Genomic DNA, 17,076 nt, shown 5'->3' on the forward strand with positions numbered 1-17,076 from the left:
ACGTCGGCGCATCGACTCGGCACTAGCCGAGCGCCAGATGGCCGGGCGGGTACCTCTGCAAGCTTACCCCGACGGATGATGTCATCATGCAAAGGATCACTGTACGTCGTTGTTCGACCGAACTGAAGAGTTCGGTGGGCGCGAAGCAAGATTATGCCAACTCTGTAAGCGAATCGGCTCTTTCGGTCGCCTCCGCTCATCTGCAGATCGTCTATAAGAATATCGCAGACATTAAGCCCTCGCCGCGCCGGGTACGTCGCGCCAAGAAGGGGCAGGTCGAGATCGTTGCCAGTCGGTTACGCCGCTTTGGCCTCTGGTACCCTATTCTCGCCACCAAAGATGGCGAGATCGTCGATGGACACGTGATCTATGACGCGTGCCGTGCCCTTGGCCTTGCGGAGATCCCTGTCATCGTCGTAACCGGATTGAGCGACGTAGAGGTCCGGGCTCTTCGGATTTGGATCAACAAATCGCACGAGGGCTCGACGTGGGATCCCGATACGATCAAGGCCGAACTCGAGGCTATCCTGGCAGGGATGCCGGATCTCACAGCGCTTACCGGCTTCAGCGGCCCGGAAATCGACGCGATCTTGCGGAAGCCGCTGCCGATCGACAGCGCGGAAGTTGTCGACCCACGGACCGATAAACCCATCACGCAACTGGGTGACGTTTGGCTGTTCGTCCGCGGGCATAAAATCCTCTGTGGCAATGCGCGGGACGCTGCCAGCTACGTGGCACTCAGGCTTCGAGAGCTCGTGCGGATGGCGCTCTCCGACATCCCCTACGGGGTCATCAAAATTCTTGGCCACGTAAGCCGTACTCACGGCGAGTTCCTCGAAGGCTCGGGGTTGACTTACGACGAGGCTTTGATCTTCTTCGGTGAGTTTCTCACGGCGATGTCGACGATCCTTGCCGACGGCGCGATCGTCGATCTCTTCATCGATGCCCACGGCATGCGGCCGCTTCTCAATGCCCTGCAGGAGAGCCGGTACGACCTCAAGACCCTCTGTGTGTGGGACAAACTGGCGGGAGGCATGGGTAGCCTCTACCGGCAACAGACAGAGTTTATCGTAGTGTCGAAGTGGGGGCAGGGGGCACACACCAATAACGTCTCGCTCGGCAAGTACGGGCGAAACCGAACGACGCTGTGGACCTACCCCGGGCTCGCGCAGCAGCAAGCCGGGCGTGCCGAATTGCTCAGCCTTCACCCGACGGTAAAGCCGATCGCCCTGCTGTCGGAGGCTATCCTTGATACGTCGAACCGGGGAGAGATCATCCTCGATCCCTTCGCGGGATCCGGGAGCCTCATGCTCGCCGCTGACCGCGTCGGTCGGGTGGCGGCCTGCATCGAACTGGACCCGAAATACGTCGACGTCGCCGTGCGCCGCATGGAGGCGGAGACAGGGGAGCCGGCGCGCCTTGAGGCGACCGGTCAGACGTTCGCCGAGGTTGCGCAGCAGCGCGCGGCTTCCCTCGTCGCTGATCCGGCGTGAGGGGGTGACGATGGCAGAAGATCATACGTCATCCGATAATAACGGCCGCCTTCCCAATGGCCGCTTTGGCAAAGGCCACTGCGGCAATCCCAAGGGACGGCCAAGGAAGCCGAAGCCGGTACCCGGCGAGGAACTGCAGGCCGCGCTCGACGAGGTGATAACCATGCCGGACGGTGAGGCGATTACCATGCGTCAGTTTTTGGCCAAGGTGATCCTCCGCGCCGCAGCGCATAATCCCAAACTGGCGTTAGATCTGCTTACACATCAGCCGCCCCGCGTCGGCGGGACGAACGAAGAGCAGTCCAACAGGATCGACGACGAGATCATCGCGGAATGGAGCCGCCGCCAGGGGAGGCGCTCGTGAGCGAGCGTGCACGTCTCCTTCAAGCCCTCCTTCGACAGGACCTCGCAGTCTTCCATCAGAAGGTCTTCGCCGAGCTTGAGCCTGGCACGGTCTATCAGTCGAACTGGCACCTCGAGCACCTCGCCTACATGCTGTCGCGGGTGGCGAGTGGCGAAATCCGGCGGCTGATCATCAACGTGCCACCAAGGTCCGGGAAGTCGCTCCTGGCGAGCGTCGCCTTCCCCATGTGGTGGCTCGGTCATGATCCAACGAGGCGCATTATCTGCGTCTCACATACGGAGAGCCTAGCGAGGAAGTTCAGCCAGGATCGCCGCCTCGTCGCCGAGTGCGCCTGGTTCTGGCAGGCGTTTCCGCGCTTCCGGCTTCATAGCCGGGGGCAGCGGAGCCTGGAACTTGTCACCGATCTCCGCGGGTCGATTTTCGCGGCTGGCGTCGGCGGCGCCATCCTGGGGCGGGGTGCCGACCTCATCATCGCGGACGATCCACTCAAGGGCATGGATGCGCTGTCGAGCGCCAAGCGCAGTAGCCTGAACGACTTCTTCGACAACACGCTTGCCACGCGCCTGAACGACAAGAAGACGGGCGCGATCATCATCATCATGCAGCGCCTGCACGAGGACGACCTGGTCGGCCATGTCCTGCGCAAGGAGGGGTGGGGGGTCGTCTCCCTCCCCGCCATTGCCACCGAAGCCGGCTCCTTTGCGTTAGGCTCTGACCCCAGGGACAAATACGTTCGCCGGGTCGGAGAGGTGCTGGACGCCAACCGAGAACCCCTTGAGGTGCTTGAGGTATTGCGCCGGACCCAGGGCAGTCTGATCTTCTCGGCGCAGTACCAACAAAACCCCATCCCCGCCGAGGGCAACCTTGTCCGCCGGGAGTGGCTACGTCGCTATGATGGGTCGCCTTCCTTCGACCGCCTGGTGGTATCGTGGGACACCGCTTCCACATTGGGAGAGGCCAGCGATTGGTCGGTAGGCACCGTATGGGGTGCGCGCGGCCTCGATTTCTACCTCGTCGATGTCGTGCGCGGGCGGTTTGAAAGCCCGGAGCTCCGGCGCCAGATCCTCGCTCTCCACCGGCGCTACGAGGCCGATGCCACGCTAATCGAGGACACCGAACTCGGTCGAGCCATGGAGCAAGATCTGCGCAGCACAGGCGAGTTGCGCGCCCTTAAAATGAGGCCCAGGTTCGATAAGGAGGCGCGGTTTCTCGCCCAGTCGGCACGGTTCGAGGCCGGGCAAGTGCACGTTCCTGAGGAAGCTCCGTGGCTCGCTGATTACATCAGCGAACTGCTCGCCTTTCCGAACGGGCGTCACGACGATCAGGTCGACAGCACCTCGCAGGCGCTGCACTACCTCACCCTGAGCACCGCGAAGGAGCGTGAGCTGATCCGTCGGGAAATTCCTCGCAGGAGTGTCCCCCGGCGGAGCTAAGACGTGGCGGCAAGGGCACCGCGCGCTCTTGCGGTCGCCGTGTTGAGAGCGGTGCCTGCACTCTTCACTCTGCCGCGCTGGTGACCTCCACCACCTCACGCGCATCGAGATCATAGAGGCAAGTCAGGGTTACATGCTGCCAGGCACCAAAGCCGTTCTGGTAGCGCGCGTCGTTCTCGATAAGGCTGAGCTTGCCGGTGTCGACCGATTTCTCATTCGGCAGGTAGCCCTGAAACGGCATGTCGGGGAACTGCGCATCACCATAGCGCGCCAGCTTTTTTGCCACCTCAACGCAGTCGGCCCGCGCCTCCTCAATCCTCTTGTATTTGGTCACGAGCTGCTCCTGCCAGGTACACTTGGTGTAGTCGTGATGGCAGGCGACATGGAGGCCGGAGTACTCGATATACGTCTTGGCCTTTGGCGCAGCCCACCACCAGCCCAACGCAACAGCTAACCCGATGGGTGTGAGCCATGCGGCAGCCCTCAAGGGCGAAGGCCCGAAAATCAGCCGCAGTATCGCTGTGAACATGGTGCAGATACTGGCGAAGAATGCGAGAAGGAAGAGCGTGTTGGCGTCCATGACGTCCTCTGTCGATCCAAACGAGGGGACCTGACAGGTCGCTCCGGTGCCGGAACTAGTCCAGTCATATCCGATAACCGGATATACGATTTTTGAATATAATGTCTATGCGCCTACGCAACGAGCCGGTCTTTCCCGCCCCGGCTCGCCATGCCCAGCTCGTTTCGCTCCGGCCGCCATAAACGTCTCGCGGAACTGCTTGAGCAGTATCGGCGTGAGGCGGATATGAAGCAGGCCGATGTCGCGAAAATGTTAGGGCGTCATCAGCCGCTCATCACCAATATGGAGAACGGTCAGCGTCGGATCGACGTGATCGAGCTTCTTGAGCTTGCAGAGATCATTGGCTTCAATCCCCACGATGTGTTGGATGAGCTGCTGAAGGTGCCGAAGGACGATTGAGCTAATCTGCTAACGCATCTGCACCGATCCCAGGTGTCGTTTGCTGCGCCTAGCCACTCGCTCGCAGTGCTCCCATGCTCGGCGACAATCAGCGACCGACATAGGCGGCGAGCTCGTCAGGCTTCCCGTTGGGAAAGGCGCGCTTGAGATGATCGAGGAAGGCTGAAACCCGGGCGTTCAGTAGCCGACGAGCCGGGTACAGGGCACGAAGCGATCCCTCGCCAGCACCGCGTGCTCCTTCTCGTGATCGAGGGGCCTAACTTATCCGCGGCAGGAAAATGGGGGACACGTCAATCCGAACCGAGCGACTTACGAGCGCGGGCATCTATTTGCTCTAGAATGGTCGAAGAATGCTGGAGTGGCTGCGGCCAGGATCATTACTGTTCGCAAATAATATAAGTGAAGGCAATATGTGATACAGTGTTCTGATTGGCAGAGGATGGTGGGGGCTTAAGCTATTAGAGTCAATTTCATTTGCCCAATAATTACTATTTTGGTCAATTTGTGACAATACGACCGCGAGGCTTTGCATTGCTAAAGTCCAATGATCAGGTTTCTCATTCAAGGTCGCGGCTGCGAGGGATGCCTTCGCCAGTTCGACCGTGGGCCAGAGTGGGCGGCAGGCCGAAGTCAAATTACCCCAGGCGTCGATGGAGTTGGGGATGGTCCGGTCTGGTCCTGTGGCAGGAACTCCGGCGGCCTTGAGGCCGAACTCGAAGAGACGCCAAGCCAGGTGAGCTGCGCGCGTCGCGCCGGTTTTCGTGGCATAGACGAAGAGGAGCCAAGCCCACTCGAAATGATGGCCAATCTCCCTCTGCCGCCTTTCGGGCTCGACGGCATCCCATCGGGGACCGAACCATTCATCGATCGCGCCATGCTCGTCCACGAGGCGCGCCGCGAGGTCGACGATCCGTTCGGCGCGTCCAAGCCATCCGCCGTCCGGATCGACAGCGGCAAGCATTTGAAAGGCCTCGAACACGTGCATCTGCGGGTATTGCAGACGGAGAAGCTCCGCCCCCGCGGGCTCACGATAGCCTCCTAGAGGGTCGAGCCAGTCGCTGTCGAGACGAGCCGCGATCTCGTCGGCGACCGCGAGCACGTTGGTCTTTCCGGTTGCCGCGCTATAGCCGCCAAGCGCCAGAAGGACAAAGGCGAGATCGTAGAGATTGCCGCGCGGATCGACGACCCGCCCGTCGCTGCCCACGCGATGCGCAAAATGCCCCGCTGAGAGACGGCAGCTATCGAGGAGAAAAGCGAGCCCATGCTCGGCGCCACACAGCGTTTCCGGCGCCTTGTCGAACCGATATGCCATGCTGAAGCTATAGACGAGCCGTCCGGTCACCATGGTGGTGTGTTCGTTCGGCAGGGGCTGCCATTGCTCGGTCGCGTGTAACTCCTCCACATATCCGCGGAGGCCCGGTCGGCAGGTGCGCTCGACCCAGCGAGGGATGAATCGGCCTTTCAGCCATGCCAAAAGGTCGGTGGGTTGTGCAGGGGCGAAAGAGGTGATCATCGAGCGGGTTCTATCGTGACGCCGCTCACATCACCGCGCCGATCTGCCAGGGGACGAACTCGGCATCGCCATAGCCGAGCCGCTCCGATTTGGTGCGCTCGCCGGATGCCACGCGCAGCAGGGCATCGAATATCTCGCGGCCCTTCGCTTCAAGCGAGACGCCTTCGAGTATCTCACCGCAATTGACGTCCATGTCGTCGGTCATGCGGTGGTAGATGTCACTGTTGGTCGCAAGCTTCAGCGAAGGCACCGGCTTGCAGCCGAATGCCGAACCCCGCCCGGTCGTAAAGCAGATGAGGTTGGCTCCTCCGGCGACCTGGCCCGTGGCCGAGACCGGATCGAAGCCGGGCGTGTCCATGAAGACGAGGCCGTGCGTACGCACCGGCTCGGCATATTCATAGACCGCCTGCAGCGCGGCTTGGCCACTCTTCGCGACCGCGCCGAGGGACTTCTCCAATATGGTGGTGAGCCCGCCGGCCTTGTTGCCGGGAGACGGGTTGTTGTTCATCTCGGCACCGTTGCGGGCGGTATAGTCCTCCCACCAGCGCAGCCGCTCCATCAGCCGGTCTCCGACGCCGGGGGACGCGCGGCGCACCAACAGATGCTCGGCGCCGTAGATTTCCGGGGTCTCGGAGAGAATCGAGGTGCCACCGTCGCGCACCAGCAGGTCCGACGCGAAGCCGAGCGCGGGATTGGCGGTGAGGGCGGAGTAGCCGTCCGAGCCGCCGCATTGCAGGCCGAGCATGAGTTCGCTTGCCGGGCGCGTCTCGCGCCGTGCGGAGGTTGCGCGCGGCAGCATCTCGCGGATGGTGCCGGCGATCTGGTCCACGGTGCGGCGCGTGCCGCCGGTTTCCTGGATGGTCAGCGTCCGGAAGCCGTCGCTTTCCTCGACCCCACATTCCTTCTTCATCCGGGCGATCTGCAGCACTTCGCAGCCGAGGCCGACCATCACCACGGCGGCGAAATTGGGATGGCAGGCATAGCCCCACTGCGTCCGCCGCAGGACCTCGTAGCCTTCGCCCAGCTCGGCGAGGCCGCAGCCAGTGCCATGGACGATCGGCATGATGCCGTCGATGTTCCGATAAGAATCCAGAAGACCCGAGCGCTCTATCGCTTCGGCGGCAAAACGCGCAACGGACGCCGAGCAATTCACGGAGGTGAGGATGCCGATGTAGTTGCGCGTGCCGGTACGCCCGTCGCTGCGGCGGTAGCCCTGAAAGGTCGACGGAACGCCGAAGGCGGGCTGGTCGACCGCGAGCGTGGCCGCCTCGAAGTCGCCATGGGGCAGGGCGGTCGCGCTCACATTGTGGACGTGCACCCATTCGCCGGGCGCGATGTCGGCGCTCGCCACGCCGATCGGCTGTCCGAATTTTATGAGCGGCTCGCCGGCGCTGATCCGGCGCAGGGCCATCTTGTGCCCGCGAGGAATCCTGTCGCAGGCAAGGACCCCGCTCGCGCGGTCGCCCGGCTGGATCGCGTCCACCGCGACGACGACATTGTCTGCTCCGTCGAGCCGAAGGATGCGCGGCTCTGCCCGAAATGAGGATAGGGATAGGTCGCTCATCGCCTGCCGATCAGTTTGCTTTATCTGATATGCTAATATATTAGTGTGGACATGCCAACCATGAAGAGTCCAGAGCCGCGGCTCTCCTCGTCCCCCATCTCCGGACCCTCGATGCGGGCCATCCCCGCCTCCGCGCGCATCTATGAACTGCTGCGCGAGCGCATCGTCGGGGGTGAGATGCCGCCGGGTGCCCCGGTGTCGGAGAAGGAACTCGCCGAGCGCTATGGTGTCAGCCGTACGCCGGTCCGCGAGGCGCTGCTGCGTCTCGCCGATGAGCGGCTGATCGACATCTTCCCGCAGCGCGGCACCTTCGTGTCGCATATCAGCGTCGAGGCGCTGCGCGACGGCATGGTGATCCGCGAGGCGCTGGAGCGTGTGGCGGTCCGCCACGCCGCGGCGAAGGTGACGGATGCCGACATCTCGGAACTCCGTCTCATCCTCGACCGGCAGCAGGCCAGTGAGCAGGCGAGCGACTGGGCCGGTTTCCACGCCGAGGACGAGGAGTTCCATCGGCGTGTCGCCATATTGTCGGGCCATCCGAACCTCTGGCGGGTGGCGCGGCAGGAGAAGGTGCAGATCGATCGTTGCCGCGTGCTTCATCTTCCCATCTCAGGCCGCCGCGAGATGGTGATGGGCGAGCACCGCGCGATCCTCGCCGGCCTCGCCGCCCGCGATCCTGACGCCGCCGACCGGGCGATGGCGGAGCATCTCGGCAACGTGTTGCCTGGCCTCGACGAATTGCTACGCGCGCGCCCTGACTATTTCGACGCCGATGTGCGCACGACCTCGGAAGGCGAGCCGGCCGCGGTGCCGCTTCGCACCGTGCGGCGTAAGGACAGGCCCACGCGATGAATTCGCTGCCAAGGCTCTCGGTGCCAAGGCTTTCGGCTGCGTCGCTGGGGCGGCTCGCGCCGGGCATCGCGGCGCCTGCCTATGATCGGGCCGGCCAGAGTGTCGGCATCGTTCACCTGGGCATCGGGGCATTTCACCGGGCGCACCAGGCTGTCTTCGTCGACGACCGCATGGCGGCCGGCGAGCGCGACTGGGCCATCCTCGGCGCGAGCCTGCGCTCGCCCGAGATGCGTGACGCGCTGGCGCCACAGGACGGCCTCTACACGCTGGTCGAGCGCGACGAGGAGGGCGAGCGCGCGCGGATCGTCGGCTCGGTGTCCCGCCTTCTGGTCGCACCGGAAGCGCCCGCGGCCCTGCTTGAGGCGATGAGCGCCCCGCAGGTGCGGATCGTGTCGCTGACGGTGACGGAGAAGGGCTATTGCCATGATCCTGCGACTGGCGAATTGCGCGAGGACCACCCCGACATCCTTCACGATCTCGCAACGCCCGACCTGCCGCGTAGCGCGCCGGGCTTCCTGGTCGAGGCGCTGGCACGCCGCCGCGCGACGGGCATCCCGCCCTTCACCGTGCTGTGCTGCGACAATCTTCCGGCCAATGGCAGACTCGTCCGGCGCATCGCCAGCCGTCTTGCCGGCCTTCGCGACGCCGGTCTCGGTCACTTCGTGGAGAACGAGGTGGCGTTCCCGTGCACGATGGTCGACCGCATTGTCCCGGCAACGACACATGCCGATCGCGACGCCGTGGACGCACGGCTTGGACTGACCGATGCATGGCCGGTGGTGACGGAGCCTTTCCGGCAGTGGGTCATAGAGGACGACTTCAACGGCGGCCGTCCGCGCTTCGAGGAAGCGGGCGCCGAGCTCGTCGCCGATGCGGCGCCCTATGAGACGATGAAGCTGCGCCTGCTCAACGGCTCGCACTCCTCGCTGGCCTATCTCGGCTATCTCGCCGGTCACGAGACGGTGGCGGAGGCGATCGCCGCGCCGGGCTTCGAGACGTTCATCCGCGGCCTGATGGACCGCGAAGTGACCCCAACGCTCCGTGTGCCGGCCCAGACCGATCTTGCCGCCTACAAGGCCGCGCTGCTCCGCCGCTTCGCCAATCCTGCGCTGCATCACCGGACATGGCAGATCGCCATGGACGGCTCGCAGAAGATTCCCCAACGGCTGCTGGCGACCATCCGCGCCCGCCTCGCCGACGGCGCGCCCATCGCGCGCCTCGCTCTGGCGCTCGCCGCCTGGATGCGCTTCGTGAGCGGGATCGACGAGCAGGGCAGGTCGATCGATGTGCGCGATCCGCTCGCTGCGCGCCTGCGCGCGCTCGCAGATGCGGCGGGGCCCTTGCCGGACGCGCTGGTTCCCAGCCTGCTCGGCGTGCGCGAGATCTTCGATACCGACCTCGCGGCCGATCCACGCCTTGTCGGCGCCGTCCTCGAGGCGCTGTCGACCCTGTACCGCGTCGGCGCCGGGCGCGCCGTTGCGCAATTCGAATTCAAGCCGGAGGCAGGACGATGAGACAGGGCTGGCGCTGGTTTGGTCCGAGCGATCCCGTGACGCTCGACCATGCCCGGCAGGCGGGAGCAACCGACATCGTCTCCGCGCTCCATCACGTGCCGCCGGGAGTCGCCTGGACCCGCGGACAGGTCGAGGAGCGGCGCGCCATCATTGAGGACGCCCCCGGCGACCGTACGCCGCTGCGCTGGTCCGTCGTCGAAAGCATCCCCGTTGCGGACGAGATCAAGCGTGAGGGACGGGCCGCACGCGTCGCCATCGAGGCCTGGATCGCCAGCCTCGAGGCCGTGGCATCGGTCGGGCCGCGCATCGTCTGCTACAATTTCATGCCCGTGCTGGACTGGACCCGCACCGATCTCGACTGGCCGCTGCCGACCGGCGCCACCGCGCTTCGCTTCGACCAGAAGCGCTTCGCGGCCTTCGACCTTCATGTCCTCAAGCGTCCCGGCGCCGAGGCCGACTACAGCGCGGAGCAGCGCGCCGAGGCGAGCAGGACCGCGGACAGGTTCGGCGAAGAGGATGTGGCGAGCCTCATCCGTACCGTGCTGGCAGGGCTTCCCGGCGGAACGACCAAGGGGCTGAGCCTCGATGAGTTCCGTGACTATCTCGCCGCCTATGCCGGCACGGATGCCGCGCGCCTGCGCGCCAACCTGATCGCCTTCCTCGACATCGTCGCGCCGATCGCGCAGTCGCTCGGGGTCCGCCTGACGATCCATCCGGACGACCCGCCGCGCCCGATCTTCGGCATACCGCGCGTCGCCTCGACCGCCGCGGACTTCGGGGCGCTGTTCGCCGCCGTGCCGTCGCCAGCGAATGGACTGTGCTTCTGCACCGGCAGCCTCGGCGTGCGCGCGGACAATGATCTGGCGGCCATCGCCGCCCGCTTCGCCGACCGCATCTATTTCACCCATCTGCGCGCGACGCGGCGCGACGAAGATCAGCTCGGCTTCCAGGAAGCCGATCATCTCGACGGCGACGTGGACATGCCCGCCGTGCTCGCCGTGCTGATGGCCGAGAACCGCAAGCGGCCGGAGGATCGCAAGATCGTGCTGCGGCCCGATCACGGCCATCGCATGCTCGCCGATCTCGAATCCGACAAGGTGGTCAATCCCGGCTACACCGCCGCCGGCCGGCTGAAGGGCCTCGGCGAGTTGCGCGGCATTATGCGCGTGCTCGGCCGCCTACCGGACGAGGCGCTCGCCAGCTTCCGCTGAGCCAGCCTGCCTCGATAGAAGGGCCCCGCTCCAGACCGGAGCGAGGCCTTTTTGTTGTCCGGAGGAGCGGTCAAGCCGGCGCCTTCTTCACCCGCGCCACGATCTGCGTCGGGTTGACGAAGCGCAGGGCGACGATGAGCCAGATCAGCGTGCTCAGCATGTAGATCACCGCCATCGCATCGATGGACTGGCCGGCCCGCACGCCCGCCGCGAAGACGGAATAATAGAGCGATACGACAAGGGTCTGGCTGGTTGGGCCGGCGGTCAGGAAGGTCAGCTCGAACATCGACACCGTGCGCACCATGGCGAGCAGCGTTGCCGCTAGGATGCCGGGCACCAGCAGCGGCACCAGCACATGGATGAACAGGCGCCCGGTTCCGGCGCCGAACACACGCGCGGCGGCCTCCACCCGGGGATCGATCTGCTCGATGAACGGGATCATCAGGATCACCGTGAACGGCACCGTCGGCACGAGATTGGCGATGATGACGCCCCACATCGTGCCGGCGAGCCCGACCTTGTAGAGAACCGTCGCCAGCGGCACGCCGAAGGTGATCGGCGGCACGAGCAGCGGAAGCAGGAACAGCAGCATCACCAGCGGCTTGCCGGGAAAGTCGCGCCGGGCCAGCGCGTAGGCGGCCGGCACGCCGATCAGCGCCGAGATGAGCACCACCGCGCCGGCGATCTGGAAGGTGACGAGCAGCACGTCGCCGAGCTGGAACTCCTTCCACGCCGCGGCGTACCAGCGGAAGGTGAAGGCGGCCGGCAGCCACGAGTTGAGCCACCGCGTGCCGAAGGAGTTAACGACGACCGTCGAGATCATCGCGATCACATTGACCACAAAGAAGATGACGAAGGCCCAGATGAGGGTCCGCCAGAGGCGTTCCAGCGCGCTTTCCATGGCCGTGCTTAGCCCTTTCCGCCGCCCGCGGGGCCCTTGTAGAACAGGCCACGCAGCGTCAGCACCAATCCGACGAAGCCGAACTGCACCACGGCCATGATCATCGCGATGGCCGAGGCGTAGGAGTAATCGTATTGCTCGAAGGCGGCTTGCGCCGCCGCGAAGGAGATGACGCGGGTCTCACCAGCCGGTGCTCCGAGCATCACCGCCGAGGGAAACACCGAGAAAGCGTCGACGAAGGCGAGGCAGAACGTCACCGCCAGGCCGGGCACGATCAGCGGCAGTACGATGTGACGGAAGCGCTGTCGCGCGCGCGCCCCGAGGGTCGCGGCGGCCTGCTCCAGCGCCGGATCGATGCCCGAGATCATCGACAGGGTGAGCAGGAAGGTGAAGGGGAAGCCCGTGATCACCAGCGATATGAACACGCCCCAATAATTATGCACGAGGCGGATCGGCCGCTCGAGCAGGCCGAACAAGATCAGCGTCCGGTTCAGCCAGCCCTGCGGTCCGAGATAGTTCAGCAGGCCCTCGGCGACGAGCACCGTGCCGAGGGTGATCGGCAGGACGAGGATGGTCGTCAGCAGACGCTGATGCTTCATGTGCCGCACCTGCATCGCGATTGGCACCGACAGCGCGATGTTGAGCACCGTCACCGGCAGGGCGAGGCGAAGCGTCAGCCAGATCGTCCCGTACATGTACGGGTCGGAGAAGAAGCGGGCGTAGTTACCAAGAAGGCCGCCTTCCTTCGGAGCGAAGGACAGCAGCAGCCCGTAGAGGAAAGGATAGACGAACAACAGCACCACGAAGAGCGCGGCAGGCAGGACGAGAAGCGTCACCCCGTCTATGCCGCGGTCGGCGAGCGTGGGCCGTCGTGCGGGAGGGGCCGTCATTCTTCGTTCCCCGCGGCATAGACCAGCGTCCGCTCTGCGAGTGCGCCGAGCCGCACCGCCTCGCCGACGGCCAGCGGCTCGTCGGTCCGGAAGTAGAGTTCCTGGCCGGCCGTGCCGGTCGCCGTGCCGTAATAGGCCTCGCCGCGATATTCGAGACCGGTCACCTCGGCATTGATGGGACCGTCGGGCATCGGGGCGAGATCGGCGGGGCGGATTGAGACGACGATCCGGTCGCCGGCGACGTCGACCGGCTGCCCGCGAAGCGGTGCCGTGAAGCCGCAATCGACCTCGATCCCGTCGCCTTCACGCCGGACCACGGTGCCGCGCAGGGCGTTGCGGAAGCCCATGAACTCGGCGACGTCCGCGTGCAGCGGACGGCGATAGAGTTCCTGCGGCGTGCCGATCTGCCGGACCTCGCCATCGCGGAGCACGACGATGCGGTCGGCCAGCGACAGCGCCTCGTCCTGGTCATGGGTGACGTAGATGGTGGCCGAGCCCAACAGGCGATGGATGCGACGGATCTCCGCGCGCATCTCCAGCCTCAGCTTGGCGTCGAGATTGGACAGCGGCTCGTCCATCAGCACGAGTGGCGGCTCGACGGCGATGGCGCGGGCGATGGCGACGCGCTGCTGCTGGCCGCCGGAGAGCTGGCCGGGCAGCTTGGCGCTTTGCGAGTCCAGCCGCACCACGCTGAGCGCCTCGTCCACACGGCGCGCGCTCTCGCCCTTGGAGACGCCGTGCATCTGCAGGCCGAAGCCGACATTGCGGCGGACATCCATGTGCGGGAACAGCGCATAATTCTGGAACACCATGCCGAAGCCGCGCTCCTCCGGCTTCAGCGTGTCGATGCGCTTGTCGTCCAGCCAGATCGACCCGTCACTGAGCGATAGCAGCCCGGCGAGGCAGTTGAGTGCGGTCGACTTGCCGCAGCCCGAGGGGCCGAGCAGGGCGATGAACTCGCCGCGCTGCACGGTCAGGCTGATCTCCTTCAGCGCGTTGTGCGCCCCGAAATTCCGGCTCATGCGGTCGAGCCGCAGCTCACGAAAGCCGGCGGAAGCTATCGCCATCGCGCTTAAATCCTGCTGGTAGGAAGGAAGGGTCGAAGGGGTCCGGCGGGCCGCCTCGCGACGGCCCGCCGGAAGTGCCTCACTTCTTCATCTTGGCCGCGCCGATCTCGCGGTCCCACTTGTCGAACATGGCGACGAGGGGTTTGGCGTCGAGCGGGGCTTCGGTCGGGTTGTCGGCGATCAGGCTCGCATATTCGGGACGGCCGAACTTCTCGATCGTCTCCTGGCTCTCCTTCGGCGCCATGTCGAGCGTCACGCCCTTGATGGCCGGGCCGGGATACATGTAGCCATGGTCATACATGTAGGCCTGCTGGGCAGGCTTGAGCAGGTACGCCATGAGCTCGAGCACGACCTTGAGCTTGGCCTCCGAGACGCCCTTCGGCACCGCCATGTAGTTGGCGTCGCCTACCCAGGTGAAGTTCTTGAACGCGCCGATCTTATACTCTTCCGGGACGATGCCGAGGTAGCGCGGATTGATGTCCCAGCCGGTGGTAGTAGCGATGATATCGCGCGTGCCGTTGGCCAGCTCCTTCATCGAGGCAGTGGTGCCGGCGGTGTAGTACTCGATGCAGCTGTCGAGTTCCTTCAGATAGGCCCAGGTCTTGTCCCAGCCATTGATCGGATCCTTGGGATCCTTGTCGCCGAGCAGGTAAGGCAGGCCCATCACGAAAGTGCGGCCGGGGCCGGAATTCGCCGGGCGGGCATACATGAACTTGCCCGGATTGGCCTTGCAGTAGGCCATCAAGGCCTCCGGCGTATTGGGCACGTCCTTCACGCGGTCGGGGGCATATTCCAGCAGCGGGCCGGACGGATACCAGTCAATGACGAAGGCCTGGCCGCGCGCCATCTCCTGCATCAGATAGGCGCCGGGAATGTAGAGCTCCTTCAGGTTCGGGAACTTGTCGGCGTATTTCGGCAGAATCTCCAGCCAGAGGCCCTGCTCCATGCCGGCGGCGAGCGCGTCATTGCCGGTGAGCACGAAGTCGATGTCGACCCGCCCCGCGTCCTGCTGCGCCTTCAGCTTGCCGGCGAGCTCGGGGGCGGTCGCCTGGGTGAAGACGAACTTCGAAACCAGCTCGGGATGCTCGGCCTGGAACTTCTCCAGAGCCGGCTGACTGACCTGGAGGTCGCCGGCGACGTCGATGACATTGATCACGACCGGCTCGGCCATGGCGCCGAAGGTCGTCGTGACGAGCACTGCGCCCGCCGCCAACAGGCTGGATTTCCAGCTCATGCAAGACATTCGTTCTCTCCACTCTGGCTATTGTTGGTGATCGGCACTGGGAAGGTTCATGCGTCCGCGGGGGCCGGCTTCTTGGCGAGCTGGCTTGCCGCGGCGCGGTCGAGGAACAGGTGGCAGGAAGGATGTTGCTGGAGGATGGAAGCCGGCCACATATTGGTGACGGGTCCCTCCAGCACGTGCTGGACAGCCTCGGCCTTGCGCTCGTCCGGCACGGTGAGGACAACGACGGCGCTCGACATGATCCGCTGCACGGTCATCGAGATGGCTTCGGTGGGCACGTCGTCGAAGGTTGGGAACCAGCCCTCACCGAACTGCTGGCGCCGGCAGCGCTCCTCCAGTTCGACGACCTTGTAGGCGACGGTGCTCTCGAAATCCGCCGGCGGATCGTTGAAGGCGAGATGTCCATTCTCGCCGATGCCGGCGAACATCACGTCGATCGGATGCGCGTCGAGCAGGGCGTTCATGCGGGCGAGCTCGGCATCGAGATCGGCGGCATCGCCGATGATGAAATGGAAGGCGCCGAGGCTGGGGAGCTTTTCGGTGACGCGCTCCTTCAGATATTTGCGGAAGCTCGCCGGATGCGTCTCGGGCATGCCGATATATTCGTCGAGATGGAAGGCGGTGACCTTCGACCAGTCGATTCCGGACGCGGCGACGAGTGCTTCCAGCATTTCGAACTGGCTGGCACCAGTCGCGATGACGACATTGGCCTTCCCCTTCGCGGCGATGGCGCCGCGGATGGCGGCGGCGCCGAAATCGGCGGCCGCCTTGCCGTTCGCCGTCTTGGATTCGTAGAGGTGGATGTCGATCATGTTCACTTCCTGCTGGACGGATCGGGTTCGGCCGGTGCCACCTTCCGCCCTCGGGTCCGGCCACCGGGAGCCGGAACGAGGGCAGGTGCGGGACCAGTGGAGCCGCGGATGACGAGCTCGCCCTTGATGACGTGGCTCTCGATGGGCGGCGTGGGATTTGCGAGGCCGTTGAGCAGCAGATCGACTGCGTTGGCACCCGCGAGGGCGCAGTGGGCGTTCACACTAGTCAGCGGCGGATAGGTGGTGGAGGCGATGATGTCGTCGCAGCCGATCACGCTGAAGTCGCGCGGTATGAACAGGCCACGTTCGGCGAGGCCTGCCATGATGCCCTGGGCCACCACGTCGTCGACGGCGAGTGCGGCGGTGGCCCCGCTCTCCAGCAGTTTCGCGACGCACGAGCGTCCGGCTTCGTGACTCGGTCGGCCAGCGGCGATCTCGACAACCCGCAGCCCGCGGGTGGCACCGGTGATCGCCACCGCGTTCGCCCGCTGCTGGTTTGACCAGGACGAGACGGGCGCGCCGACATAAGCGATCGTGCGGTGTCCGAGCCCCGCCACCAGATCGACGGCAGCTTCGAAACCCCCGGTGGTGTCAACCAGCACACGGCCAATGCCATCGAGATCGCGATTGATGACCACGACGGGCCGTCGGGCGGCATGCTTGCGGATGAGCTGCTCATCGAGGCGGGGGGAGGCGAGCACGAAGCCATCGACCTGCGCCGCGAGTTTTCCGAGCAGCACGTCCTCCAGGTGAGCGGTCTCGTCGGAATCGCCGAGGAAGGTTGCGTAGCCGCGCTTGTAGGCTTGCGCTTGCGCGCCGCGCATCAGCGCGGAGAAGAAGGGATTTGCCACGTCGGGCAGGATCAGCGCGATGTTGCCGGCGCGTCCCGTCGAAAGCGCCCGGGCCACTTGATTGGGCACGTAGCCGAGGCGCTGCGCCGTCACGAGCACCTTCTCGACAGTGGCGGGCGTGAGCAGCTCCGGTTGGGAGAAGGCCCGCGACACCGTCGCCTGAGACACGCCCGCTTCACGCGCGACGAGGCGGATGGTGGGAGCAGATGTATGTGACGACGGCTTGGCCAAGTTTTCTCACCGATGAAACCGGTTTCATATCGAGAATGAAACCGGTTTCATTCCTTGTCAATATCGTTATCAGCCCGGGCCCTACCATCATCTTCCATGGCGGCTATGACCGAGTGTCGAGGAGCTCTTCTATTACGGTGGCGCTCCGGCGACGATAA

16 protein-coding genes and 1 pseudogene are annotated in these 17,076 nt (G+C 64.9%); 7 read left to right on the top strand and 10 right to left on the bottom strand.

Going from position 1 to position 17,076, the window contains the following annotated elements; all coding sequences use genetic code 11:
- The first annotated feature begins 86 nt into the window (after positions 1 to 86).
- Genes STARVERO_RS20265 through terL form a run of 3 tightly spaced genes read left to right on the top strand, consistent with a single transcriptional unit; the run spans position 87 to position 3,290 of the window.
- Positions 87 to 1,493, top strand: coding sequence for a DNA modification methylase (locus STARVERO_RS20265; RefSeq protein ID WP_159601128.1), 1,407 nt, complete (start codon positions 87 to 89; stop codon positions 1,491 to 1,493).
- A gap of 10 nt (positions 1,494 to 1,503) precedes the next feature.
- Positions 1,504 to 1,857: a DUF5681 domain-containing protein gene (locus tag STARVERO_RS20270; protein WP_159601130.1), complete on the top strand. Its 354-nt coding sequence runs from the start codon at positions 1,504 to 1,506 to the stop codon at positions 1,855 to 1,857.
- On the top strand, positions 1,854 to 3,290 hold the full coding sequence (terL, locus tag STARVERO_RS20275) for a phage terminase large subunit (RefSeq protein ID WP_159601132.1): 1,437 nt from the start codon (positions 1,854 to 1,856) through the stop codon (positions 3,288 to 3,290). Before STARVERO_RS20270 ends, terL begins: the two co-directional genes overlap by 4 nt.
- Positions 3,291 to 3,354: 64 nt before the next feature.
- Here terL and STARVERO_RS20280 read toward each other — a convergent pair whose 3' ends face one another.
- Entirely contained in the window at positions 3,355 to 3,870 is a 516-nt protein-coding gene (locus STARVERO_RS20280; protein WP_159601134.1) for a hypothetical protein, read from the bottom strand.
- Positions 3,871 to 4,020: 150 nt separating this feature from the next.
- Here STARVERO_RS20280 and STARVERO_RS20285 point away from each other — a divergent pair, with 150 nt between their 5' ends.
- Positions 4,021 to 4,269 carry a helix-turn-helix transcriptional regulator gene (locus STARVERO_RS20285; protein WP_159601136.1) on the top strand — a complete coding sequence of 83 codons (249 nt, stop codon included), beginning with the start codon at positions 4,021 to 4,023 and terminating at the stop codon, positions 4,267 to 4,269.
- Between the two features lie 88 nt (positions 4,270 to 4,357).
- Here the strand turns inward: STARVERO_RS20285 and STARVERO_RS20290 are convergent.
- From STARVERO_RS20290 to STARVERO_RS20300, 3 genes and pseudogenes are all read right to left on the bottom strand, one after another.
- Positions 4,358 to 4,489 (bottom strand): annotated as a pseudogene (locus STARVERO_RS20290) (LysR family transcriptional regulator); the annotation flags it as partial.
- A gap of 114 nt (positions 4,490 to 4,603) precedes the next feature.
- Positions 4,604 to 5,782, bottom strand: coding sequence for an AGE family epimerase/isomerase (locus tag STARVERO_RS20295; RefSeq protein WP_159601138.1), 1,179 nt, complete (start codon positions 5,780 to 5,782; stop codon positions 4,604 to 4,606).
- Positions 5,783 to 5,807: 25 nt separating this feature from the next.
- Complete coding sequence (locus tag STARVERO_RS20300) at positions 5,808 to 7,346, bottom strand: UxaA family hydrolase (RefSeq protein ID WP_159601140.1); 1,539 nt, start codon at positions 7,344 to 7,346, stop codon at positions 5,808 to 5,810.
- Positions 7,347 to 7,457: 111 nt separating this feature from the next.
- Between STARVERO_RS20300 and STARVERO_RS20305 the strand changes: the two genes are divergently transcribed.
- From STARVERO_RS20305 to uxuA, 3 genes are read left to right on the top strand one after another with little or no spacing between them, the layout of a single operon-like run.
- Complete coding sequence (locus STARVERO_RS20305; RefSeq protein WP_244616844.1) at positions 7,458 to 8,198, top strand: GntR family transcriptional regulator; 741 nt, start codon at positions 7,458 to 7,460, stop codon at positions 8,196 to 8,198.
- Positions 8,195 to 9,712 carry a mannitol dehydrogenase family protein gene (locus tag STARVERO_RS20310; protein WP_159601144.1) on the top strand — a complete coding sequence of 506 codons (1,518 nt, stop codon included), beginning with the start codon at positions 8,195 to 8,197 and terminating at the stop codon, positions 9,710 to 9,712. The genes STARVERO_RS20305 and STARVERO_RS20310 overlap by 4 nt, the downstream gene beginning before the upstream one ends.
- Positions 9,709 to 10,923, top strand: coding sequence for a mannonate dehydratase (gene uxuA, locus STARVERO_RS20315; protein WP_159601146.1), 1,215 nt, complete (start codon positions 9,709 to 9,711; stop codon positions 10,921 to 10,923). The genes STARVERO_RS20310 and uxuA overlap by 4 nt, the downstream gene beginning before the upstream one ends.
- Positions 10,924 to 10,993: 70 nt before the next feature.
- Here the strand turns inward: uxuA and STARVERO_RS20320 are convergent, their stop codons facing one another.
- The 6 genes from STARVERO_RS20320 to STARVERO_RS20345 all read right to left on the bottom strand — a co-directional run bounded on the left by STARVERO_RS20320 (position 10,994) and on the right by STARVERO_RS20345 (position 16,918).
- Entirely contained in the window at positions 10,994 to 11,824 is an 831-nt protein-coding gene (locus STARVERO_RS20320; protein WP_159601148.1) for an ABC transporter permease, read from the bottom strand.
- Between the two features lie 8 nt (positions 11,825 to 11,832).
- Positions 11,833 to 12,714: an ABC transporter permease gene (locus STARVERO_RS20325; RefSeq protein WP_159601150.1), complete on the bottom strand. Its 882-nt coding sequence runs from the start codon at positions 12,712 to 12,714 to the stop codon at positions 11,833 to 11,835.
- The gene (locus tag STARVERO_RS20330) at positions 12,711 to 13,781 is read right to left on the bottom strand and encodes an ABC transporter ATP-binding protein (RefSeq protein ID WP_159601152.1); all 1,071 of its coding nucleotides are present in this window, start codon (positions 13,779 to 13,781) and stop codon (positions 12,711 to 12,713) included. Before STARVERO_RS20330 ends, STARVERO_RS20325 begins: the two co-directional genes overlap by 4 nt.
- A gap of 79 nt (positions 13,782 to 13,860) precedes the next feature.
- Entirely contained in the window at positions 13,861 to 15,024 is a 1,164-nt protein-coding gene (locus STARVERO_RS20335; RefSeq protein ID WP_200837873.1) for an extracellular solute-binding protein, read from the bottom strand.
- Positions 15,025 to 15,071: 47 nt separating this feature from the next.
- The gene (locus STARVERO_RS20340; protein ID WP_159601156.1) at positions 15,072 to 15,836 is read right to left on the bottom strand and encodes a glucosamine-6-phosphate deaminase; all 765 of its coding nucleotides are present in this window, start codon (positions 15,834 to 15,836) and stop codon (positions 15,072 to 15,074) included.
- Between the two features lie 2 nt (positions 15,837 to 15,838).
- Entirely contained in the window at positions 15,839 to 16,918 is a 1,080-nt protein-coding gene (locus tag STARVERO_RS20345) for a LacI family DNA-binding transcriptional regulator (protein WP_159601158.1), read from the bottom strand.
- Positions 16,919 to 17,076 lie beyond the last annotated feature (158 nt).

The organism is Starkeya nomas (assembly GCF_902703545.1).
Classification (GTDB): Bacteria; Pseudomonadota; Alphaproteobacteria; order Rhizobiales; family Xanthobacteraceae; genus Ancylobacter; species Ancylobacter moscoviensis.